Consider the following 18329-nt stretch of genomic DNA (forward strand, 5'->3'; position numbering starts at 1 on the left):
GTCAGAACTTGGTCTTGCGCAGCACCCACCAGGGCGCCATGGACGAGTCCAGGTGGGACTTCATGAACATCTCGGCCATGATGGAGAACGAGCAGTGGATGCGGTTGACGAAGGCAAAGAGGGGAAACAGCGGCAGGAAGCCCAGGTACCACACGTCGTCCCGCGGTCGTTCGGACACGGCCACGACGTACAGCAGGAAGTAAAACAGCAGCGCGGCCAGGTAGGCGAGGTAGATGAAGGCCAGCACGCCCATCACCACCCCCAAGGGCATGGTGAAGAGCATGGTGCCGGTGTACGCCACGATCAGGAACGGCAGCACGAGCTGCATCAGCAGGCCGTTCACGATGACGAACAGGAAGTTGCGCCAGCCCAGCAGGCGCGGGCGCAGGTTGAAGCGGAACTTGCGGATGAAGATGTAGAACATGTCTCCATCCCAGCGCAGGCGCTGGCGAAAGAAGACGCGCCAGGTGTCCGGGGCGTCCGTGTGCCCGACGGCGTGCGGGTCGAACACGATGCGCAGGTCCGGGTGCCGGCCGAAGTACTGCTTGATGCGCATCGTCATGTCCAGGTCTTCGGCGGTGCCGGCGTCCCACCCGCCCAGGTTGCGCAGGAACCGGGTGCGGAAGACGCCGAACGCGCCGGAGATGTTGTTGACGATGTTGAATTCCGACAGTCCGGTCTTGCCCGCGCCGATGGAGAGCATGTATTCCAGTGCCTGCAGCCGCGTGACCAGCGAGCGCTTGGCGTTGCGCACGCGCAGGTTACCCGCCACGCCCACGACGCCCGGGTCATCGAAGTGGCGCGTGGCGTTGCGCACCATGTCGTTATCGAAAGAGGTGTCGCCGTCCAGTGCCATCACCACCTCGCCCGTGGCAATGGACAGGCCCGCGTTCAGCGACGACACGCGTCCCCCGCGCTGCCACTTGGGCAGCACCACCAGGCTGCGGCGCTGGGTACCTGCCAGCAGCGACTGCGCGCGCCGCGCGGCGCGCAGCGTGGGGCCGTTTTGCAGCGCGCCGTCGATCACGGCGATGATCTCGATGAAGCCGGGGTACAGCTGTTGCGCCAGCGACCCGATGGTCTTGCCCACGTCCTCCCCCTCGGAATAGCAGGTGATGACGCACGACACGCGCGGATAGGCTTCGCGCTGGCGCAGCGGGCGGTGCTCACGCAATCCGTACTTCACCATGCCTGCGGTGACCAGCAGGAAGAAGGGCGCCTCCAGGAACACGACGAACGGAAAGAACTTGAGCGCCAGCTCCACCCAGTTCTGCTGGCTGGAGCTGGCGAACAGCGTCGCGAAGGCAAAGACGGCGGTGTCCCACATGCGGCGTCAGGCCTGGTCGAGCAGCCGTTCCATCAGCGCCGCTGCGCTGTCTCCAGCGCGCAGGTCCTGCGGCATCTGAAGATGGCGGATGCGCGCCTGCAGCGCCGATGGGGCAGCCGCCACCGTCTGGTCGGACAGCGCGCGCTGCAGTCGCGCGGACAGGCCTGCGGGGTCGGAGAACGGCAGGAACAGCCAGAGCTTGTCCTCCTGCGTGCGAGTGGTGATGTCTGACGTGCGCAGCAATTCGTGCAGGCGGCGCGCGAACTCGTCCAGCAGCAGGAAGACGCGTGCGGCCCCCAGCTCCTCGATGAGTTCCGTGGCGTTGGTGAACTCGATCAGCATGAGCCCGAACCGCATCTCCGGATGGCGCGTGGTCACGGCCAGTGCCCAGTCGAGCATGCGCCGGAAATGGGGCGCCTCAACGTAGTTGGCGGTGTCGAGCGCCGCAAACGACTCCTGGATCTGCCCTGCGCGCAGCGCGGTGCGGCCGTGTGCGCTCAGGCGCAGGCTGGCGACTTCGCGTACATCCAGGGCGCTGGGCGCGCAGCTGGTGCGGCAGGCCAGGCAGCGTGCCTGCGTCGTGGTCTCCACGAACACGTGATGGCAGCTGCCGCAGGCGTACTGCGTCAGCGGGCGGTCATAGTCCACACCAATGTGGCGCAGCGCCGCGCTGCACTGGGGGCAGGAGAGCCCGCCGTCGTGGTGGAAGTCGCTCTCGGGCGCCACATGCCCGCAGGAGAAGCAGTGCAGCGAGGCTTCCTTGCGGATCTGCAGGCTGGAGCAGTGCGGGCAGACATCGATGTAGTGGATGTGAGCGCTGCCGCAGGTGCGGCAGTGGCGCGTGCGGTCCACCAGCTGGGCGGGCTCCAAGAGCTTGCGGCGCACCAGGGTCGCGAGGCAGGCACCGGGATCCTCGCCCCGCTGCGCCAGGGCGTCCACCACGGGATAGTGGTAGAGCATGGGGTGCGTGAGCGTGCACTGCGGCGCCAGCTCCATCGCGTCGCGCACGTACAGGAAGTACAGCACGCGCTCTTCCAGGCGCATGTCCGTCAGGGCCAGGCGCAGGCTGCGGCGTACGGCCAGGCTGCGCTCCGCGCGGGCCACCGCGTCGGCATAGGGTGCGGCGGTGTCGGCCAGCACGGAGGCCTTGCCCTCGCCGGGGGCCACCACGGCCAGGCGGTCCCACCAGGGGCTGCGGCGCAACTGGAGAATCAGATCGTCCGCGGCGGGAGCATCCCACTCCTCCAGGTAAAAGCCGAGGGGCTGCACGGACGACCGCGTGAAGGCGTCCCAGGAATCGAAGACCTGGGCCTGGGGCTGTGCCGGAACCGGTTGTCCCGAGGGCCGCAGCACGACCATGGATTCGGCGGGGGGCGTGGCGGAAGAGGGCGATACAGTCATTCGGAACGGAACGCACCGCGCGCCGTCGGCACAGGCGGTTGATCAGCAAAAAGAGGGTGGATAGCGGCCAATAACCCACGCCCATCCGCGCGCGCCCGCCCTGCGGGAAGAGCGCCGGCGGCCATGTGGGGCGCAAGCCAAGGTTACCCGATTACAACGCGCCCCGGCCTCGCGCGGTTGAATGAAGCCCGGCGGTACATTCATGCCTTTGCGTATTTTCGAGGGCGAGAGGACATGATTCTTGTAACCGGGGGCGCGGGTTTCATCGGCACCCACACCTGCGCGGCCCTTGCCGATGCAGGCATTCCCACCTTGCTGCTCGACAACTTCAGCAACAGCCGCCGCAGCGTGCTGGACCGCCTGGCGCGCATCACCGGCAAGCCGGTGGCGTGCGTCGAGGGCGACGTGCGCGACGCGCAGTTGCTGCGGCAACTGTTTGCGTCCCACCCCATCGAGGGCGTGATCCACTTCGCCGCGCTCAAGGCCGTGGGCGAATCGGTGCGCGAGCCGCTGCGCTACTACGAAAACAACGTGGCGGGGACGGTGAGCCTGCTGCGCGCCATGCAGGCGGCCGGCGTGCGCACGCTGGTGTTTTCCTCCTCGGCCACGGTGTATGGCGATCCGGCGAGCCTGCCCATCCGCGAGGACTTCCCGCTGTCGGCCACCAACCCTTACGGCTGGAGCAAGCTGATGATGGAGCAGGTGCTGGCCGACGTGGACCACGCCGAGCCCGGCCAGTGGCGCATTGCGCGGCTGCGCTACTTCAACCCCGTGGGCGCGCACGAGAGCGGGCTGATCGGCGAGGACCCGCAGGACATTCCCAACAACCTCATGCCCTACGTGGCCCAGGTGGCCACGGGCCAGCGCGAGGTGCTGAGCGTGTACGGCGGCGACTACCCCACGCCCGACGGCACGGGCGTGCGCGACTACATCCACGTGTGCGATCTGGCCGAGGGCCACGTGGCCGCGCTGCGCTACCTGCGCGCGCATCCGGGGCTGCTCACGGTGAACCTCGGCACGGGACGTCCGGTGTCGGTGCTGGAGATGGTGCGCGGCTTCGAGCAGGCCAGCGGCCGTGCCGTGCCCTACCAGGTGGTGGCGCGCCGCCCCGGCGATGTGGCCGCCTGCTGGGCCGACCCAGCCCTGGCCGAGCGCCTGCTGGGCTGGCGCGCGCGGCGCGACCTGCAGGCCATGTGCCGGGATGCCTGGCGCTGGCAGGACGGTGAGGCGCGCCGACTGGGTGATGCTCCTTGATTGATAGCTGGTCGCGCTTGTCAGTCAACGAATTGATGGGGGAAATGGTTTGGAAACCAAATCCGACGGGCGCGAAAAGCTATTGATTCAATAGCTGAGCACGGCGCCGCCCATGGTATCTTGCGGCCCTTCTTCTTCAAAAGCCGGAGTGCTGGCGCATGCTTGCCAAACGCATCATTCCCTGCCTTGACGTGACCGGTGGCCGTGTCGTCAAGGGTGTCAACTTTGTCGAGCTGCGCGACGCGGGCGATCCGGTGGAGATCGCCGCGCGCTACAACGCGCAGGGCGCCGACGAGCTCACCTTCCTGGACATCACCGCCACCAGCGACGAGCGCGACCTGATCCTGCCCATCATCGAGGCCGTGGCCAGCCAGGTCTTCATCCCCTTGACCGTAGGCGGCGGCGTGCGCACCGTGGAAGACGTGCGCCGCCTGCTCAATGCGGGCGCGGACAAGACCAGCTTCAACTCCGCCGCGATCGCCAACCCCGACGTCATCAGCCAGGCCTCGGCCAAGTACGGCGCGCAGTGCATCGTCGTGGCCATCGATGCCAAGCGCCGCCAGGGCGCGGAAGTGGCCGAGCGCGGCGAGGGCTGGGATGTCTACAGCCATGGCGGGCGCAAGAACACCGGCCTGGACGCCGTGCAGTGGGCCGTGGAGATGGCGCGCCGCGGTGCGGGCGAGATCCTGCTGACCAGCATGGACCGCGACGGCACCAAGAGCGGGTTCGACCTGCAACTCACCCGCGCGGTGAGCGACGCCGTGGGCGTGCCCGTGATCGCCTCGGGCGGCGTGGGCAACCTGGACCACCTGGCCGATGGCGTGCAGCAGGGCGGCGCGGATGCGGTGCTGGCGGCCAGCATCTTCCACTACGGCGAGTTCACCGTGCGCCAGGCCAAGGAGCGCATGCGCGAGCGCGGCATCCCCGTGCGGCTCTGACGCCGCGAATGGATGCCAAAAAGGCCTGTAGCGCGCTTCCAGCAAGCGCTGTAAGCTATAAAAAATGCAGCGCACATCGGCGTTGTGGCTGCCGATGACCGACAATGGACACCATGAACTGGCTTGATCAAGTGAAATGGGATGCGCAGGGCCTGGTGCCCGTGATTGCGCAGGAGGCCGCCACGGGCGACGTGCTGATGTTTGCCTGGATGAACCGCGAGGCGCTGGCCAAGACCGCCGAGCTGGGCCGCGCCGTGTACTACAGCCGCTCGCGCGGCAAGCTGTGGTTCAAGGGCGAGGAGTCGGGCCATGTGCAGCAGGTGCACGACATTCGCCTGGACTGCGACAGCGACGTGGTGCTGCTGAAGGTGACGCAGCTGGGCCACGAGCCCGGCATTGCCTGCCACACGGGTCGTCACAGCTGCTTCTTCAACGCCCTCCAGAATGGCGCGTGGCAGGCTGTCGATCCGGTCTTGAAAGACCCCGAATCCATCTACAGATAAGAAGCCATGACCCGCACCGATACCCATGCCCCCCTGTCGCAGGACGCGCTTGCGCGGCTGGCCGGCGTCATCGAGAGCCGCAAGCCCGCCAACGGCGGCGACCCTGACAAGAGCTACGTCGCGCGGCTGCTGCACAAGGGGCCTGACGCCTTCCTCAAGAAGGTGGGCGAGGAGGCGACCGAGGTGGTCATGGCGGCCAAGGACTTGGACCATGGCGCCGACAAGGCCAAGCTGGTGTACGAGGTGGCCGACCTGTGGTTCCACTCGATGATCGCGCTGGCGCATTACGGGCTTGCCCCCGCCGACGTGATTGCCGAGCTGGAGCGCCGCGAGGGCATCAGCGGCATCGAGGAAAAGGCCCTGCGCAAGGCCGCAGCCCGCAGCAGCGAAGAAGGAGGTGCGTGATGAACAACGATATCGTCGACGTGGAGCCCAGCGAGCGGGCCGAATCCCTCAAGACGGTCGGATGGGTCAGCTACATCCTGCACCTGATCGTGGCCGTGGCGGCGGTGCTGCCGGGCGCGCAGCCTAGCGCCGCACTCCTCATCGTCGCGCTGGTGATCGACCTGGTGAAGAAAAGCGATGCCGCGGGTACCTGGCAGGCCAGCCATTTCTCCTGGCGCGTGCGCACCGTGATCTGGGCCGGCGTGCTGTACGCGGTCACTGCGCCGCTGTGGCTGGTTTTCTTTTTCCCGGGTTGGGTCGCCTGGGGCCTGATCTCCATCTGGTTCCTCTACCGCATCGTGCGCGGCATGGTGGCCATGAACAAGGGGCAGGCCATCGATGCCTGAGCAGGGCGCGCCGCGGCGGCTCAACCTCGCGCTGCAGGGCGGCGGCTCGCATGGCGCGCTGACCTGGGGCGTGCTGGATGCGTTGCTCGAAGACGGCCAGTTCCTCATCGACGGCGTGAGCGGCACCAGCGCCGGTGCCATGAATGCCGTTGCGCTGGCCCACGGATTCGCCCAGGCCGCGCGGGAACACAAAGACCCGCTGGAGGCGCACCGCGCCGGCTGCGAACTGGCGCGCGCCACGCTGGCGCGGCTGTGGGAAGGCGTGGGCACACTCGGCAGCCTGACCTGGGGCATCCCCTTGCCCGGTGCCGGGCCGCTGCTGGGCATGATGTCCCACTGGCTGTCGCCCTACCAGACCAATCCGCTGGACATCAACCCCCTGCGGAGGGTGCTGGAGCGCGAGGTGGACTTCGAGGCCCTGGCTTCTGCGCGTGCGCCGCAGTCCACCACAGTGCCGCAGGTGTTCGTGTGCGCGACCAATGTGCGCACGGGGCGCGGGGAGATTTTCACCGGCAAGCGACTCAGCGCCGATGCCGTCATGGCCTCGGCCTGCCTGCCGCTGCTGTTCAAGGCGGTGGAGATTGACGGCGAGCATTACTGGGACGGTGGCTATTCCGGCAACCCCGCGCTGCATCCGCTGATCTACAAGACCGACTGCGCCGATGTGCTGCTGGTGCAGATCAACCCCATCGAGCACCAGGGCGTGCCCGACAGTGCCAGCGAGATCATGGAGCGCATGAACGAGGTGACGTTCAACGCCGCCCTGCTGTCCGAGCTGCGCGCCATCGAGTTCGTGCGGCGGCTGCTGGCCGAAGGCAAGCTGGACGCGCGCCGCTACAAGAGCGTGCGCATGCACCGCATCGATGGTGGCGCGGTGCTCGAGCCGTTCGGAGCCGCCAGCAAGCTGCGGGCGGACCTGGCCTTCGTGCGCCGCTTGTTCGACCTGGGCAGGGCGGCCGGCCAGGATTGGCTGCAGGCCCACCGGGCGGACGTGGGCGTGCGCACCACGGTCAACATCGCCGACAATGCGTGACCTTTCCACTGCCTGTTGACCGCCTTTTCGCCCTCCGCCATGCAGCACGACCCGAACTGCCTCTTCTGCAAGATCATCGCCGGCCAGATCCCCTCGAAGAAGGTGTACGAGGACGAGCGGGTGTTTGCCTTCCACGACATCCACCCCTGGGCGCCGGTGCATTTTCTCGTGGTGCCCAAGGTCCATCTGCACTCCATGGCGGCGGTCACGCCCGAGCACGCGGACCTGCTGGGGCACATGATGACGCTGGCGCCCAAGCTGGCGCAGGAGCAGGGCTGCAACCCTTATCCGGACGGAGGATTCCGCATCGTGGTAAATACCGGTTCCGAGGGCGGCCAGGAGATCCACCACCTGCACATGCACGTGATCGGCGGTCCCCGTCCCTGGCTCAAGGGGTAAGTCGGCACGCCTGCAGCCGCCGTGAAGTTGCTAGGGATATGAGGGGCCCGACATATCCGCCGTCTAGAATGGGCCGTATTCGTTAGGAGATTTTCATGGGTTCGTTTTCCATTTGGCACTGGCTCATCGTGCTGCTGATCGTCGTGATGGTGTTCGGCACCAAGAAGCTCAAGAACATCGGCTCCGACCTGGGCGGCGCGGTCAAGGGTTTCAAGGACGGCATGAAGGATGGCGCCAGCACCGATGACTCGGCCACCACCAGTGCGCCCGCGGGCCAGGTGACCAACAACAGCGCGGCTGCCGACAAGACCACGATCGACGTCGAAGCCAAGCACAAGAGCTGAACGCCTACGCCTTTCCTGCCTGAGCGTTCCTCATGATCGACATTGGCCTGTCCAAGATGGCGCTGATTGGCGCCGTGGCCCTCATCGTCATCGGCCCCGAGAAGCTGCCGCGCGTCGCGCGCACGGTGGGCACCTTGCTGGGCAAGGCGCAGCGTTATGTGGCCGACGTCAAGGCGGAGGTCAACCGCTCCATGGAGCTGGACGAGCTGCGCAAGATGAAAGACACCGTGGAGAACGCGGCGCGCGACGTGGAGCAGACCATCCACACCAGCGCCAGCGATTTCCAGAAGGACATGGAGCACAGCCTGGGCGACGCCTCTGCTTCCGGCAGCACCTACGGGGTGGACCAAGGCCTGTCCACCGTGGTCCCGGCGTACAAGCACCCAGCCAAGAACTGGCGCCTCAAGCGCGGTGCCATGCCCCAGTGGTACAAGGCGCGCGCGGGCGTGCGCACGCGGGTGCAGTCAGGCGCGGCGCGCGTGGCACGGTTCCGCCCCCAGAAATTCCATTGATCCCCTGATGGGCTGCGCCCCGCGCAGCCCGCGCGGGCCATGATCCCGCCCTCACTCCCACCATGTCCGAAACACCGAACCAAGAAGACGAGCTCGCCGGTACCGAGCAGCCTTTCGTGCAGCACCTGATGGAGCTGCGCGACCGCCTCGTGAAGGCCATGATCGCGGTGGGGGTCGTCGCGGCCGCCCTGTTCTTCTATCCCGGTCCCGGCCAGCTGTACGACTTCCTGGCCGCGCCCCTGGTGGCCCACTTGCCGCAAGGGGCGACCATGATCGCCACCTCGGTGATCTCGCCCTTCATGGTGCCGCTCAAGATCCTGCTGATGTCGGCATTCCTCGTGGCGCTGCCCTTCGTGCTGTGGCAGGTGTGGGCCTTCGTGGCCCCGGGGCTGTATTCGCACGAGAAGCGCCTGGTGCTGCCGCTGGTGGTTTCCAGCACGGTGCTGTTCTTCATCGGTGTGGCGTTCTGCTACTTCTTCGTGTTTGGACAGGTGTTCAGCTTCATCCAGGGTTTTGCACCCAAGAGCATCACCGCCGCGCCGGACATCGAGGCCTACCTGGGCTTCGTGATGACCATGTTCCTCGCCTTCGGCCTGGCCTTTGAGGTGCCGATCGCCGTGGTGGTGCTGGCGCGCCTGAACGTCGTGAGCGTGGAAAAGCTCAAGAGCTTCCGCGGCTACTTCATCGTGGTCGCGTTCGTGATCGCCGCCATCGTCACGCCGCCGGACGTGGTGTCGCAACTGGCGCTGGCGATTCCCATGTGCCTGCTCTACGAGTTGGGCATCTGGGCGGCGCAGCTGTTCATCCGCCATACCAAGGCACCCGAAGATCCGCAGGAATCCGCGCCGTGAGCGTGCGCTGAGCCACCGCCGCGCTGCGGGGGGCGCCGGCGCCCGGTGGTGCACCGTTCAGGAGTGGAAACAAGAATAGCTTCCCGCGCTTTGTAGACAAGCGCGGGAAGCTATTTTTTTGATAGCAATGCCGTTCAGCGGCGCTGCTGCACGCGGGGCCGCGTGCCCGGCACGACCGATACCTCCAGCCGCGCGTCGCCGCGCTGCAGCGCAAAGCTGGCCGCGGAGCCGGGCTTGAGGGACGCCACCGCCGTGAGCAGTTGTGACACGTTGTTGGTGGCTTTGTCCTCCACGCTCAGGATCACGTCGCCCGGCCGCACCCCCGCCACTGCCGCGGGACCGCCTTGCAGCACGCCGGTGATGATCACGCCCTCCGTGGCCTTCACGCCAAAGGTCTGCGCCAGTTCCGGGGACAGTTCGTTGGGCTCCACGCCGATCCAGCCGCGCGTGACCTGCCCGTCGCGCACGATACCGTCCAGCACCAGCTTGGCCGTCGACACGGGAATGGCGAAGCCGATGCCCATGCTGCCGCCTGAGCGGGAGTAGATGGCGGTGTTGATGCCCATCAGGTTGCCATTCACGTCCACCAGCGCGCCGCCGGAGTTGCCGGGGTTGATGGCCGCGTCGGTCTGAATGAAGTTCTCGAAAGTGTTGATGCCCAGTTGGCTGCGACCCAGTGCCGACACGATGCCGCTGGTGACCGTCTGGCCCACGCCAAAGGGGTTGCCGATGGCCAGCACCTGATCGCCCACGGCGAGCTGGTCGGAGTCGCCCAGCACGATGACGGGCAGCTTGTCGAGATCCACCTTCAGCACGGCCAGGTCGGTTTCAGGGTCGGCCCCGATGATGGTGGCGCGCGCGCGCCGGCTGTCGGTGAGCGTCACCTCGATCTCGTCGGCGCCCTCCACCACGTGGTTGTTGGTGAGGATGTAGCCGTCGGGGCTGATGATCACGCCGCTGCCCAGGCCGGTTTGCGCCTGGGTGCCCTGGTCGCCAAAGAAGAACTGGAACCACGGGTCGTTGCTGCGCGGGTGACGCACGGCCTTGCTGGTGTTGATGCTGACCACCGCTGGCGCCGCCCTGCGCGCCGCCCCACTGAAGCTGCCCGCCGCGGGCTGGGCGGACGTGGAGGAGGGCGCCTGGATGAGCGAAATGCCAGCGCCGCTGCGTGTGGCGCCGCGCTGCAGCCAGTCGGGCTGCAGGGTGGCCACCACGAAGTACGCAGCCAGCAGCACGGTGACGGATTGGGAGAGCAGGAGCCAGAGGCGTTTCATGGGGTGTGATGCGGTTGGAAGGCGAGCGCAAATTGTAGGCGTGTGCCCCGGTTTCGGGGCGTGGGACGGCGCGGCGCGAGTCCCTGCAGACGCAGTGGCGGGCCTGGCGTTGCGAGGGGCCTGCCTCGCGTCGCATCAGCGCATCTGGAACAGTTCCTGGTGGAAGGCCTGCGTGGGCAGGCCGTGCGCGGCCAGGTCTGCCCGCAGGGCAGAGGCGAACGGTATCGGGCCGCAGAACCAGACGCTGGCGTTTCGCCATTCGGGCACCAGCGCTCGCAGACGCTCGCCGTCCAGGCGCCCGTCCTGTGCATCCACGAACAGGTGCAGGCGCACGCCGGCGGCCTGCGCATCGACACGCAGCTTGTCCAGCGCCACCGGGTCGTGGTCGGCGGTGGTGTGGAACAGGTCGATGGGCCGGGCGGAGTGGGAGCCCCCGTGCGCGAGTTGTTTCATGCGTGCGACGAACGGCGTAATGCCGATGCCGGCGCCGATCCAGATCTGGCGTGGACGCGCGTCGTCGAATGTGAAGCAGCCGTACGGCCCCTCCACCGTCACGTGGTCGCCCACGCGCAGGCGGTCGGGCAGGCGGCTGGTGTGGTCGCCGAGGGCCTTGGTGATGAAAGTGACGCACGGGTCTTGTGGCATCCACGCCGATGCGATGGTGTAGGGGTGCGCGCCTTCCTTGGGGTCGGAGGTGACGAAGGCGAATTGCCCCGCGCGGTGCCCCGGCCAGAGGCCGTCGAGACGGATGCGCGTTTCCAGCACGCGCAGCGCGGGATACGGCTGCAATGAAACGATGCGACCCTGAACGGTGCGGCGCCCGCCCACGCGGCGGGTCAGTACCAGCACGGCTGATACCGTGCCGGCGGCCACCAGCAGGGCCAGCAGCCAGCCGATCGGCTGCGACCAGTAGCTCCACTGCACCAGCACCACGGTGTGGAAGACCAGCGCCAGGTAAGCCACGGCCAGCAACTGGTGCGTCTTGGCGAACAGCCGGTACGGAAAGCGCTTGACCAGCGCCAGCACGATGAGCAGTACCGCTGCGTAGAACGCCCACTCGCCCACGCCTTCGGCGAGGCCGCGCCAATCGCGCAGCGTGGCCTCTGCAAGGCCCAGGCTCTCGGCAGGCGGGCGCGGCCCGCGCGGCGGCCGGGTAAGCCAACCCCATCCCACGGCCCATTTGGTGCCCTTGGCCCAGAGCCAGTGCACCGTGCCGATCGCCAGCGCGGCGATGCCCAGCCACTTGTGCAGACGGTACATCTTGTCCAGCCCGTCCAAATGCCGCTCCAGCCACACGGGGCGCACGGCCAGCAGCATGGCGAGCGACATCGCGCCCATCACCAGCACACCGCTGTATTGCACCCAGACGGTGCGCAGCGCGAAGTAGCCCGGCTGCGCGGGCCATAGCGTGTCGGCCATCAGCCACAGCGCGGTGAGGCCGAGCAAGAAGGCCCAGAAGGCCCACGTGATGCGTTTCATCCCAGTTCCCTGTTGGTTGTCATGGTGGTTTGCCAGGCAGTCTAGGAGCGCGTTTGCGCGGGATTTTTTAAGCAGTGTGAAGCATGGGTAAACACGTTTGATGTGGGTCAGCGCAGGGGCACATCGCGGACAATTGCCGCATGTCTCATCCTTCGCATACCGACCGGGACGCGCTGCTGGCGGCCTTTGATGCCGAACTGCAGCCCGAACGCTTCAAGGATTACGGGCCCAACGGGCTGCAGGTAGAAGGCAGGCGCGAGATCGCGCGCATCGTCAGCGGAGTCACGGCCAGCCGCGCGCTGATCGATGCCGCCATTGCCGCGCGGGCCGACGCCATCTTCGTGCACCACGGCTTGTTCTGGCGGGGCATGGACGGCCGCGTGACCGGCTGGATGAAGCAGCGCCTGCAGCGCCTGCTGGCACACGACATCAATCTGTTTGCCTACCACTTGCCACTGGACGCGCATGCGCAGTGGGGCAACAACGCACAACTGGGGCGCGTGCTGGGCTGGCAGCCCGACCAGCGTTTTGGCGAGCAGGACCTGGGCTTTGCCGCGCCGGCGGACTTCGCAGATGTGGGTGCGCTGGCCGCGCACGTGCAAGCGGCGCTGGGCCGTGCGGCCACGGTGGTGGCGCCGGAGCAGGTGCGCCCCATCCGCCGCGTGGCCTGGTGCACGGGTGGCGCGCAAGGGTTCTTCGAGTCCGCCATCGCCGCGGGGGCGGATGCCTTCATTACCGGCGAGATCTCCGAACAGCAGACCCACCTCGCGCGCGAGACGGGCGTGGCCTTCATCGCAGCCGGCCACCATGCCACCGAACGCTACGGTGCGCCGGCGCTCGCGGCCCATGTCGCGCAGCGGTTGGGGTTGGAGCACCGTTTCATCGATATCGACAATCCTGCTTGAGTTTTTGCTATTAAAAATATAGCTGCTTGCGCTTTATGGTAGAGCGCTAGGGCCCTATTTGATCTATAGGCTTATTCATGAATGCACTTCCCGCGCTTGCCATCACCCAGGGGGATCCCGCAGGCATCGGTCCGGAAATCGTGGCCAAGGCGTTTCGCGATGCGCCACAGGTGATGCGCGGCTGCTTCGTGGTGGGAGACCTGCCGACCATGCGCCGCGCGGCGTCCTGCATCATGCGGCCGGGCCAGCCCAGTCTGCCCGTGGCGCGGCTGGATGCGCACCGTGCGCCGGTCGACCTGGCCGACATTCCGCCGCGCTGCCTGCCCGTATGGCAACTGCCGGAATTGGAGGGCGTGGCCCCTGCGCCCTGGGGGCGGGTGAGCGCCGAAGCCGGGCGTGCCGCGGCGGCGTGCGTGGTGTGGGCTGCGCGTGCTGCATTGCGCGGCGACGTTGCGGCGCTGGTGACGGCGCCTTTGCACAAGGAGGCGCTCGCGGCCGCGGGCGTGCACCATCCCGGTCACACGGAACTGCTGCAAGCCGAGTCGGCGCTCCATGCGGGCGTGTCCTTGCAGCAGATGCCCGTGCGCATGATGCTCGCGAATGACGAGCTGCGCACCGTGCTCGTCAGTATCCACGTCGCGCTGCGCGATGCCATTACCGCGGTGACGCAGGACAGCGTGCTGCAGACGCTGCGGATCACCCATGCCGCGCTCTCGCGCAGCCTGGGGCGCGCTCCGCGCATTGGCGTGGCGGGGCTCAATCCGCATGCGGGCGAGGGGGGCTTGTTCGGCCGCGAGGAGCTCGAAATCATCGCGCCGGCCGTGACGCAGGCGCGCAGTGAGGGGATCGATGCCCACGGCCCGTTTGCACCCGACACCATTTTCATGCGCGCCCGCTCCACGCCGCAGCGCGCCGGCGAGTTTGACGTGGTGCTGGCCATGTACCACGACCAGGGCCTGATCCCGGTGAAGTACTTGGGCGTGGACAAGGGGGTGAACGTCACGCTCGGGTTGCCGCTCGTGCGCACCAGCCCCGACCACGGCACGGCCTTCGACATCGCGGGGCAGGGGACGGCGGATGCGGAGAGCCTGATCGAAGCCGTGCGCATGGCGCGGCAGTTGGCGCGGCCCCGAACGTCTCCCTGAAATCCAAAGGCCCGCCGCCCGGAGAGGGCGGTAGGCCTTTTTACGCGCCTTCTGGCGTGCTGTCAGCGCTTGAGGCTGTCGCGGATCTCGCGCAGCAGCTGGATGTCCTCGGGAGTGGCGGGCGGGGCGGGCGGCTCGACGGGTGTCTCACGCTTGAGCCGGTTGATCTGTTTGACCATCACGAAGATGATGAACGCGAGGATCACGAAATTGACCGCGACGGTGATGAAATTGCCGTAAGCCAGTACCGGCACGCCCGCTTTGCGAATCGCCTCCAGCGTATAGGGCGTGCCCTCCGGCACGCTGCCCAGCACGATGAACAGGTTGGAGAAGTCCAGCTTGCCGAACACCAAGCCCACGACCGGCATGATGAGGTCGCTGACGACGGAGTCGACGATCTTGCCGAAGGCACCACCGATGATCACGCCGACCGCGAGGTCAATGACGTTGCCCTTAACGGCAAACTCCCGAAACTCTTTGGCAATGCCCATTTCGTTTCTCCTTTGATATAGATGAAAACACTGAACTATTGCCTAGCTTAAGTCCAGCAGCAGCGTTGGAATAACCATTTTCACTCCGCTACAATTTGCGGTTGACCCCTTAGCGAAGCATACCGAGGATCCCCATGAGTGAAACTCCGATCGACTCCAGCAAGCGGACGTGGCTGATTGCGTCCGGCTGCGCTGGTGCGGTGGGCGGCGTGGCGACTGCCGTTCCTTTTGTGAGCACTTTCCAACCGTCTGAAAAGGCCAAGGCAGCAGGTGCTGCCGTCGAGGTGGATATCTCGGGTCTCAAGCCCGGCGAAAAAATCACCGTGGAATGGCGTGGAAAGCCTGTTTGGATTGTCAAGCGCACGCCCGAGCAGCTTGCCGAGCTGCCCAAGCTGGATGCGCAGCTTGCCGATCCCAAATCGGCGCGCAACCCTGCGGAGCTCACGCCGGAATATGCGCGCAACGAATGGCGCTCCATCAAACCCGAGGTGCTCGTGGCCGTGGGTATCTGCTCCCACCTTGGCTGCTCTCCCACGGAGAAGTTCGCGCCGGGTCCGCAGCCTTCCCTGCCTGACGACTGGAAGGGCGGTTTCCTGTGCCCTTGCCATGGCTCCACATTCGACATGGCGGGCCGTGTGTTCAAGAACAAGCCTGCGCCTGACAATCTCGAAGTGCCGCCGCACATGTACCTGTCGGAGACCAAGCTCCTGATCGGTGAAGACAAGAAGGCCTGAGGGAGGCACTGACAAATGGCTGCTTATCGCGAATTCAAGGAAGTCTCGCCCAACGCGTCCGCGGGCGTGAAGGTCACCAACTGGCTGGAAAACCGTTTCCCCACGGCTTTCGATGCCTACAAGGTGCACATGTCGGAGTACTACGCTCCGAAGAACTTCAACTTCTGGTACATCTTCGGCTCGCTGGCCCTGCTGGTACTGGTGATCCAGATCGTCACCGGCATCTTCCTCGTGATGCACTACAAGCCCGACGCTGCCAAGGCGTTCGAGTCTGTCGAGTACATCATGCGCGATGTGCCGTGGGGCTGGCTGATCCGCTACATGCACTCGACCGGTGCGTCGGCCTTCTTCGTGGTCGTGTACCTGCATATGTTCCGCGGCCTGCTGTACGGCTCCTACCGCAAGCCACGCGAACTGGTGTGGATTTTCGGTTGCGCCATCTTCCTGGCGCTGATGGCCGAGGCGTTCATGGGCTATCTGCTGCCCTGGGGCCAGATGTCCTACTGGGGCGCACAGGTGATCGTGAACCTGTTCTCCGCCATTCCCTTCATCGGCCCCGATCTGGCGCTGCTGATCCGTGGCGACTATGTGGTGAGCGATGCGACGCTGAACCGCTTCTTCAGCTTCCACGTGATCGCTGTGCCGCTGGTGCTGCTGGGCCTGGTGGTGGCGCACTTGCTGGCGCTGCATGACGTGGGCTCCAACAACCCTGATGGCATCGAAATCAAGGGCCCCGGCAAGCCGGTGGATGAGCATGGCCACCCGCTGGACGGCGTACCTTTCCACCCTTACTACACGGTGCACGACATCCTGGGCGTGGGCGTGTTCCTGTTCATCTTCTCGGCGGTGGTGTTCTTTGCTCCGGAACTGGGTGGCTACTTCCTGGAGTACAACAACTTCATCCCGGCCGATCCGCTGCAGACGCCTGCCCACATCGCCCCGGTGTGGTACTTCACGCCCTTCTATTCCATGCTGCGCGCCATCACCACCGAGATGATGTACGTGTTGATCGCATGTGTGGTGCTGGGTGCGGGCTTCGGTGTATTCAAGGCCCGTTTGCCTGCGCTCATCAAGGGTGGCGTAGCGCTGGCAGCCGCCGTGGCCATCGCCCTCATGCTGGCTATTGATGCCAAGTTTTGGGGCGTGGTGGTGATGGGTGGTGCCGTGATCATTCTGTTCTTCCTGCCCTGGCTGGACCAGAGCCCTGCACGCTCGATCCGCTATCGCCCGACCTGGCACAAGTACCTGTACGCAGTATTCGTGGTTGTGTTCGTCATCCTGGCCTACCTGGGCGTGCAACCGCCATCGCCCATCGGCGAGCGGGTTTCGCAAGTGGGTACGCTGTTCTACTTTGGTTTCTTCCTGCTCATGCCCTGGTGGAGCCGCTTGGGTACACCCAAGCCCGTGCCGGACCGCGTGACTTTTGCTGCGCACTGAGCTGGAGACAACAACAATGAAAAAACTCATCCTCACGTTGGTTGCAGCTCTGGGTCTGGTGGCTGGGGCGCATGCCGCCGGTGGTGGCATGGCCTGGGACAAGGCGCCTGTCAACACCAGCGACACGGCGTCCTTGCAGAACGGTGCGAAGCTCTTCGTCAACTATTGCCTCAACTGCCACTCGGCTGCCTTCATGCGTTTCAATCGCTTGAAGGACATCGGTCTCACGGACCAGCAGATCAAGGACAACCTGCTGTTCACGACCGATAAGGTGGGCGAGACCATGAAGTCCGCCATCGATCCCAAGCAGGCCAAGGTGTGGTTCGGCGCCAACCCGCCTGATCTCACGGTGATTGCACGTTCGCGTGCAGGCGCTGGCGGAACGGGTGCCGACTATCTTTACACCTTCCTGCGCACCTTCTATCGGGACGACACCAAGGCCACGGGCTGGAATAATCTGGCGTTCCCCAATGTGGGCATGCCCCATGCCTTGTGGCAACTGCAAGGCGAGCGCCGCCCGATCTTCGAAGAGCGTGAAAGCCACGGCAAGACCGAGCATGTGCTCAAGGGCTGGGAGCAGGTTGCTGCAGGCAGCATGACGCCGTTGCAATACGACCAAGCTGTAGGTGATCTCGTGAATTATCTGCAGTGGATGGGCGAGCCAGCGCAAAATACACGTGTTCGCATTGGCGTATGGGTGTTGATCTTCCTCGGCGTGTTCACGTTCATCGCATGGAGGCTCAACGCCGCCTTCTGGAAAGACGTTAAGTAAACGCTAGGTTCTTTGCCGCGCATTTCTGCGCTGCCGAGCATGTACAGAGTGGGTGCCCTGGCACCCACTCTTTTGATTTTTAGGAGCTGCTCACCATGATGGTGCTTTATTCGGGTACGACCTGCCCCTTTTCCCATCGCTGTCGTTTCGTCCTCTTCGAAAAAGGCATGGATTTCGAGATCCGCGATGTGGACCTGTACAACAAGCCCGAAGACATCAGCGTGATGAATCCCTATGGTCAGGTTCCCATCCTGGTCGAGCGCGACTTGATCCTGTACGAGTCCAACATCATCAACGAGTACATTGATGAGCGCTTCCCCCACCCGCAACTGATGCCGGGTGATCCGGTGGACCGCGCACGCGTGCGCCTGTTCCTGCTGAACTTCGAGAAGGAATTGTTCGTTCACGTGAACGCGCTGGAGTCGCGCGCCACGAAGGGGAATGAAAAGGCATTGGAGAAGGCGCGCACGCACATCCGCGACCGGCTGACGCAGCTCGCTCCGGTGTTCTTGAAGAACAAATACATGTTGGGCGAGGGTTTTTCCATGCTTGATGTGGCCATTGCCCCCTTGTTGTGGCGCCTGGACTATTACGGCATCGAGTTGAGCAAGAACGCTGCACCATTGCTCAAATATGCCGAGCGCATTTTCTCCCGCCCGGCATATATCGAGGCGCTGACGCCTTCCGAGAAGGTCATGCGCAAGTAAGCTGCTGCGCCTTTTTCTTTTGCTTGCGTACG

General features: G+C 65.5%; 21 protein-coding genes. 16 read left to right on the forward strand and 5 right to left on the reverse strand.

What is annotated here, in order from left to right; translation table 11 throughout:
* Position 1: 1 nt before the first annotated feature.
* On the reverse strand, positions 2–1327 hold the full coding sequence (locus tag HND92_RS05020) for a glycosyltransferase (protein WP_012655723.1): 1326 nt from the start codon (positions 1325–1327) through the stop codon (positions 2–4).
* A gap of 6 nt (positions 1328–1333) precedes the next feature.
* The gene (locus HND92_RS05025; protein WP_172206303.1) at positions 1334–2728 is read right to left on the reverse strand and encodes a diguanylate cyclase domain-containing protein; all 1395 of its coding nucleotides are present in this window, start codon (positions 2726–2728) and stop codon (positions 1334–1336) included.
* Positions 2729–2962: 234 nt separating this feature from the next.
* On the opposite strand from HND92_RS05025, the gene galE reads away from it, so the two are divergent.
* The 10 genes from galE (at position 2963) to tatC (ending at position 9353) form a co-directional block, all read left to right on the forward strand.
* Positions 2963–3982 (forward strand): UDP-glucose 4-epimerase GalE, encoded by a 1020-nt coding sequence (gene galE, locus HND92_RS05030; protein ID WP_019374059.1) that lies wholly within the window; start codon positions 2963–2965, stop codon positions 3980–3982.
* 158 nt (positions 3983–4140) lie between these two features.
* The gene (gene hisF, locus HND92_RS05035) at positions 4141–4920 is read left to right on the forward strand and encodes an imidazole glycerol phosphate synthase subunit HisF (RefSeq protein ID WP_011804224.1); all 780 of its coding nucleotides are present in this window, start codon (positions 4141–4143) and stop codon (positions 4918–4920) included.
* Between the two features lie 104 nt (positions 4921–5024).
* The gene (hisI, locus tag HND92_RS05040; protein ID WP_172206305.1) at positions 5025–5423 is read left to right on the forward strand and encodes a phosphoribosyl-AMP cyclohydrolase; all 399 of its coding nucleotides are present in this window, start codon (positions 5025–5027) and stop codon (positions 5421–5423) included.
* A gap of 6 nt (positions 5424–5429) precedes the next feature.
* The gene (locus HND92_RS05045) at positions 5430–5828 is read left to right on the forward strand and encodes a phosphoribosyl-ATP diphosphatase (protein WP_011804226.1); all 399 of its coding nucleotides are present in this window, start codon (positions 5430–5432) and stop codon (positions 5826–5828) included.
* On the forward strand, positions 5828–6214 hold the full coding sequence (locus HND92_RS05050) for a membrane protein (protein ID WP_011804227.1): 387 nt from the start codon (positions 5828–5830) through the stop codon (positions 6212–6214). The genes HND92_RS05045 and HND92_RS05050 overlap by 1 nt, the downstream gene beginning before the upstream one ends.
* Positions 6207–7247, forward strand: coding sequence for a patatin-like phospholipase family protein (locus HND92_RS05055; protein ID WP_172206307.1), 1041 nt, complete (start codon positions 6207–6209; stop codon positions 7245–7247). The genes HND92_RS05050 and HND92_RS05055 overlap by 8 nt, the downstream gene beginning before the upstream one ends.
* Before the next feature lie 39 nt (positions 7248–7286).
* The gene (locus HND92_RS05060) at positions 7287–7646 is read left to right on the forward strand and encodes a histidine triad nucleotide-binding protein (protein WP_012655729.1); all 360 of its coding nucleotides are present in this window, start codon (positions 7287–7289) and stop codon (positions 7644–7646) included.
* A 95-nt stretch (positions 7647–7741) separates the two neighbouring features.
* Positions 7742–7990, forward strand: a complete 249-nt coding sequence (gene tatA, locus HND92_RS05065; RefSeq protein ID WP_012655730.1) for a Sec-independent protein translocase subunit TatA — start codon at positions 7742–7744, stop codon at positions 7988–7990.
* A gap of 32 nt (positions 7991–8022) precedes the next feature.
* Complete coding sequence (gene tatB, locus HND92_RS05070; RefSeq protein ID WP_012655731.1) at positions 8023–8502, forward strand: Sec-independent protein translocase protein TatB; 480 nt, start codon at positions 8023–8025, stop codon at positions 8500–8502.
* 62 nt (positions 8503–8564) lie between these two features.
* A complete protein-coding gene (tatC, locus tag HND92_RS05075) occupies positions 8565–9353 on the forward strand; it encodes a twin-arginine translocase subunit TatC (RefSeq protein ID WP_047349954.1) in 789 nt (262 codons plus the stop codon).
* A 134-nt stretch (positions 9354–9487) separates the two neighbouring features.
* On the opposite strand, the gene HND92_RS05080 is transcribed toward tatC, so the two are convergent.
* Together HND92_RS05080 and HND92_RS05085 are read right to left on the reverse strand one after the other, a co-directional pair.
* Positions 9488–10627 carry a S1C family serine protease gene (locus HND92_RS05080; RefSeq protein ID WP_172206309.1) on the reverse strand — a complete coding sequence of 380 codons (1140 nt, stop codon included), beginning with the start codon at positions 10625–10627 and terminating at the stop codon, positions 9488–9490.
* 135 nt (positions 10628–10762) lie between these two features.
* On the reverse strand, positions 10763–12106 hold the full coding sequence (locus HND92_RS05085; protein WP_172206319.1) for a ferric reductase-like transmembrane domain-containing protein: 1344 nt from the start codon (positions 12104–12106) through the stop codon (positions 10763–10765).
* A gap of 140 nt (positions 12107–12246) precedes the next feature.
* Here HND92_RS05085 and HND92_RS05090 point away from each other — a divergent pair, with 140 nt between their 5' ends.
* Positions 12247–13011: a Nif3-like dinuclear metal center hexameric protein gene (locus tag HND92_RS05090; protein ID WP_012655735.1), complete on the forward strand. Its 765-nt coding sequence runs from the start codon at positions 12247–12249 to the stop codon at positions 13009–13011.
* A 77-nt stretch (positions 13012–13088) separates the two neighbouring features.
* Positions 13089–14156 carry a 4-hydroxythreonine-4-phosphate dehydrogenase PdxA gene (gene pdxA / locus HND92_RS05095; protein WP_172206321.1) on the forward strand — a complete coding sequence of 356 codons (1068 nt, stop codon included), beginning with the start codon at positions 13089–13091 and terminating at the stop codon, positions 14154–14156.
* Between the two features lie 62 nt (positions 14157–14218).
* Here pdxA and mscL read toward each other — a convergent pair whose 3' ends face one another.
* On the reverse strand, positions 14219–14647 hold the full coding sequence (gene mscL / locus HND92_RS05100; protein WP_011804237.1) for a large conductance mechanosensitive channel protein MscL: 429 nt from the start codon (positions 14645–14647) through the stop codon (positions 14219–14221).
* Positions 14648–14781: 134 nt separating this feature from the next.
* Between mscL and petA the strand changes: the two genes are divergently transcribed.
* From petA to HND92_RS05120, 4 genes are all read left to right on the forward strand, one after another.
* Positions 14782–15381, forward strand: a complete 600-nt coding sequence (petA, locus tag HND92_RS05105) for a ubiquinol-cytochrome c reductase iron-sulfur subunit (RefSeq protein WP_172206323.1) — start codon at positions 14782–14784, stop codon at positions 15379–15381.
* Positions 15382–15396: 15 nt separating this feature from the next.
* On the forward strand, positions 15397–16818 hold the full coding sequence (locus tag HND92_RS05110; RefSeq protein WP_172206325.1) for a cytochrome bc complex cytochrome b subunit: 1422 nt from the start codon (positions 15397–15399) through the stop codon (positions 16816–16818).
* Between the two features lie 16 nt (positions 16819–16834).
* On the forward strand, positions 16835–17590 hold the full coding sequence (locus HND92_RS05115; RefSeq protein ID WP_135148436.1) for a cytochrome c1: 756 nt from the start codon (positions 16835–16837) through the stop codon (positions 17588–17590).
* A gap of 95 nt (positions 17591–17685) precedes the next feature.
* Positions 17686–18297 (forward strand): glutathione S-transferase N-terminal domain-containing protein, encoded by a 612-nt coding sequence (locus HND92_RS05120; RefSeq protein WP_011804241.1) that lies wholly within the window; start codon positions 17686–17688, stop codon positions 18295–18297.
* The last annotated feature ends 32 nt before the right edge of the window (positions 18298–18329 follow it).

It is taken from the genome of Diaphorobacter sp. JS3050 (genome assembly GCF_013154915.1).
Lineage (GTDB): Bacteria > Pseudomonadota > Gammaproteobacteria > Burkholderiales > Burkholderiaceae_C > Diaphorobacter > Diaphorobacter nitroreducens.

What these genes read in the sequence shown, in the direction of transcription:
- HND92_RS05020 (WP_012655723.1), bottom strand. Translation starts at nt 1,327, where the DNA reads ATGTGGGACACCGCCGTCTTTGCCTTCGCGACGCTGTTCGCCAGCTCC.
- HND92_RS05025 (WP_172206303.1), bottom strand. Translation starts at nt 2,728, where the DNA reads ATGACTGTATCGCCCTCTTCCGCCACGCCCCCCGCCGAATCCATGGTC.
- galE (WP_019374059.1), top strand. Translation starts at nt 2,963, where the DNA reads ATGATTCTTGTAACCGGGGGCGCGGGTTTCATCGGCACCCACACCTGC.
- hisF (WP_011804224.1), top strand. Translation starts at nt 4,141, where the DNA reads ATGCTTGCCAAACGCATCATTCCCTGCCTTGACGTGACCGGTGGCCGT.
- hisI (WP_172206305.1), top strand. Translation starts at nt 5,025, where the DNA reads ATGGACACCATGAACTGGCTTGATCAAGTGAAATGGGATGCGCAGGGC.
- HND92_RS05045 (WP_011804226.1), top strand. Translation starts at nt 5,430, where the DNA reads ATGACCCGCACCGATACCCATGCCCCCCTGTCGCAGGACGCGCTTGCG.
- HND92_RS05050 (WP_011804227.1), top strand. Translation starts at nt 5,828, where the DNA reads ATGAACAACGATATCGTCGACGTGGAGCCCAGCGAGCGGGCCGAATCC.
- HND92_RS05055 (WP_172206307.1), top strand. Translation starts at nt 6,207, where the DNA reads ATGCCTGAGCAGGGCGCGCCGCGGCGGCTCAACCTCGCGCTGCAGGGC.
- HND92_RS05060 (WP_012655729.1), top strand. Translation starts at nt 7,287, where the DNA reads ATGCAGCACGACCCGAACTGCCTCTTCTGCAAGATCATCGCCGGCCAG.
- tatA (WP_012655730.1), top strand. Translation starts at nt 7,742, where the DNA reads ATGGGTTCGTTTTCCATTTGGCACTGGCTCATCGTGCTGCTGATCGTC.
- tatB (WP_012655731.1), top strand. Translation starts at nt 8,023, where the DNA reads ATGATCGACATTGGCCTGTCCAAGATGGCGCTGATTGGCGCCGTGGCC.
- tatC (WP_047349954.1), top strand. Translation starts at nt 8,565, where the DNA reads ATGTCCGAAACACCGAACCAAGAAGACGAGCTCGCCGGTACCGAGCAG.
- HND92_RS05080 (WP_172206309.1), bottom strand. Translation starts at nt 10,627, where the DNA reads ATGAAACGCCTCTGGCTCCTGCTCTCCCAATCCGTCACCGTGCTGCTG.
- HND92_RS05085 (WP_172206319.1), bottom strand. Translation starts at nt 12,106, where the DNA reads ATGAAACGCATCACGTGGGCCTTCTGGGCCTTCTTGCTCGGCCTCACC.
- HND92_RS05090 (WP_012655735.1), top strand. Translation starts at nt 12,247, where the DNA reads ATGTCTCATCCTTCGCATACCGACCGGGACGCGCTGCTGGCGGCCTTT.
- pdxA (WP_172206321.1), top strand. Translation starts at nt 13,089, where the DNA reads ATGAATGCACTTCCCGCGCTTGCCATCACCCAGGGGGATCCCGCAGGC.
- mscL (WP_011804237.1), bottom strand. Translation starts at nt 14,647, where the DNA reads ATGGGCATTGCCAAAGAGTTTCGGGAGTTTGCCGTTAAGGGCAACGTC.
- petA (WP_172206323.1), top strand. Translation starts at nt 14,782, where the DNA reads ATGAGTGAAACTCCGATCGACTCCAGCAAGCGGACGTGGCTGATTGCG.
- HND92_RS05110 (WP_172206325.1), top strand. Translation starts at nt 15,397, where the DNA reads ATGGCTGCTTATCGCGAATTCAAGGAAGTCTCGCCCAACGCGTCCGCG.
- HND92_RS05115 (WP_135148436.1), top strand. Translation starts at nt 16,835, where the DNA reads ATGAAAAAACTCATCCTCACGTTGGTTGCAGCTCTGGGTCTGGTGGCT.
- HND92_RS05120 (WP_011804241.1), top strand. Translation starts at nt 17,686, where the DNA reads ATGATGGTGCTTTATTCGGGTACGACCTGCCCCTTTTCCCATCGCTGT.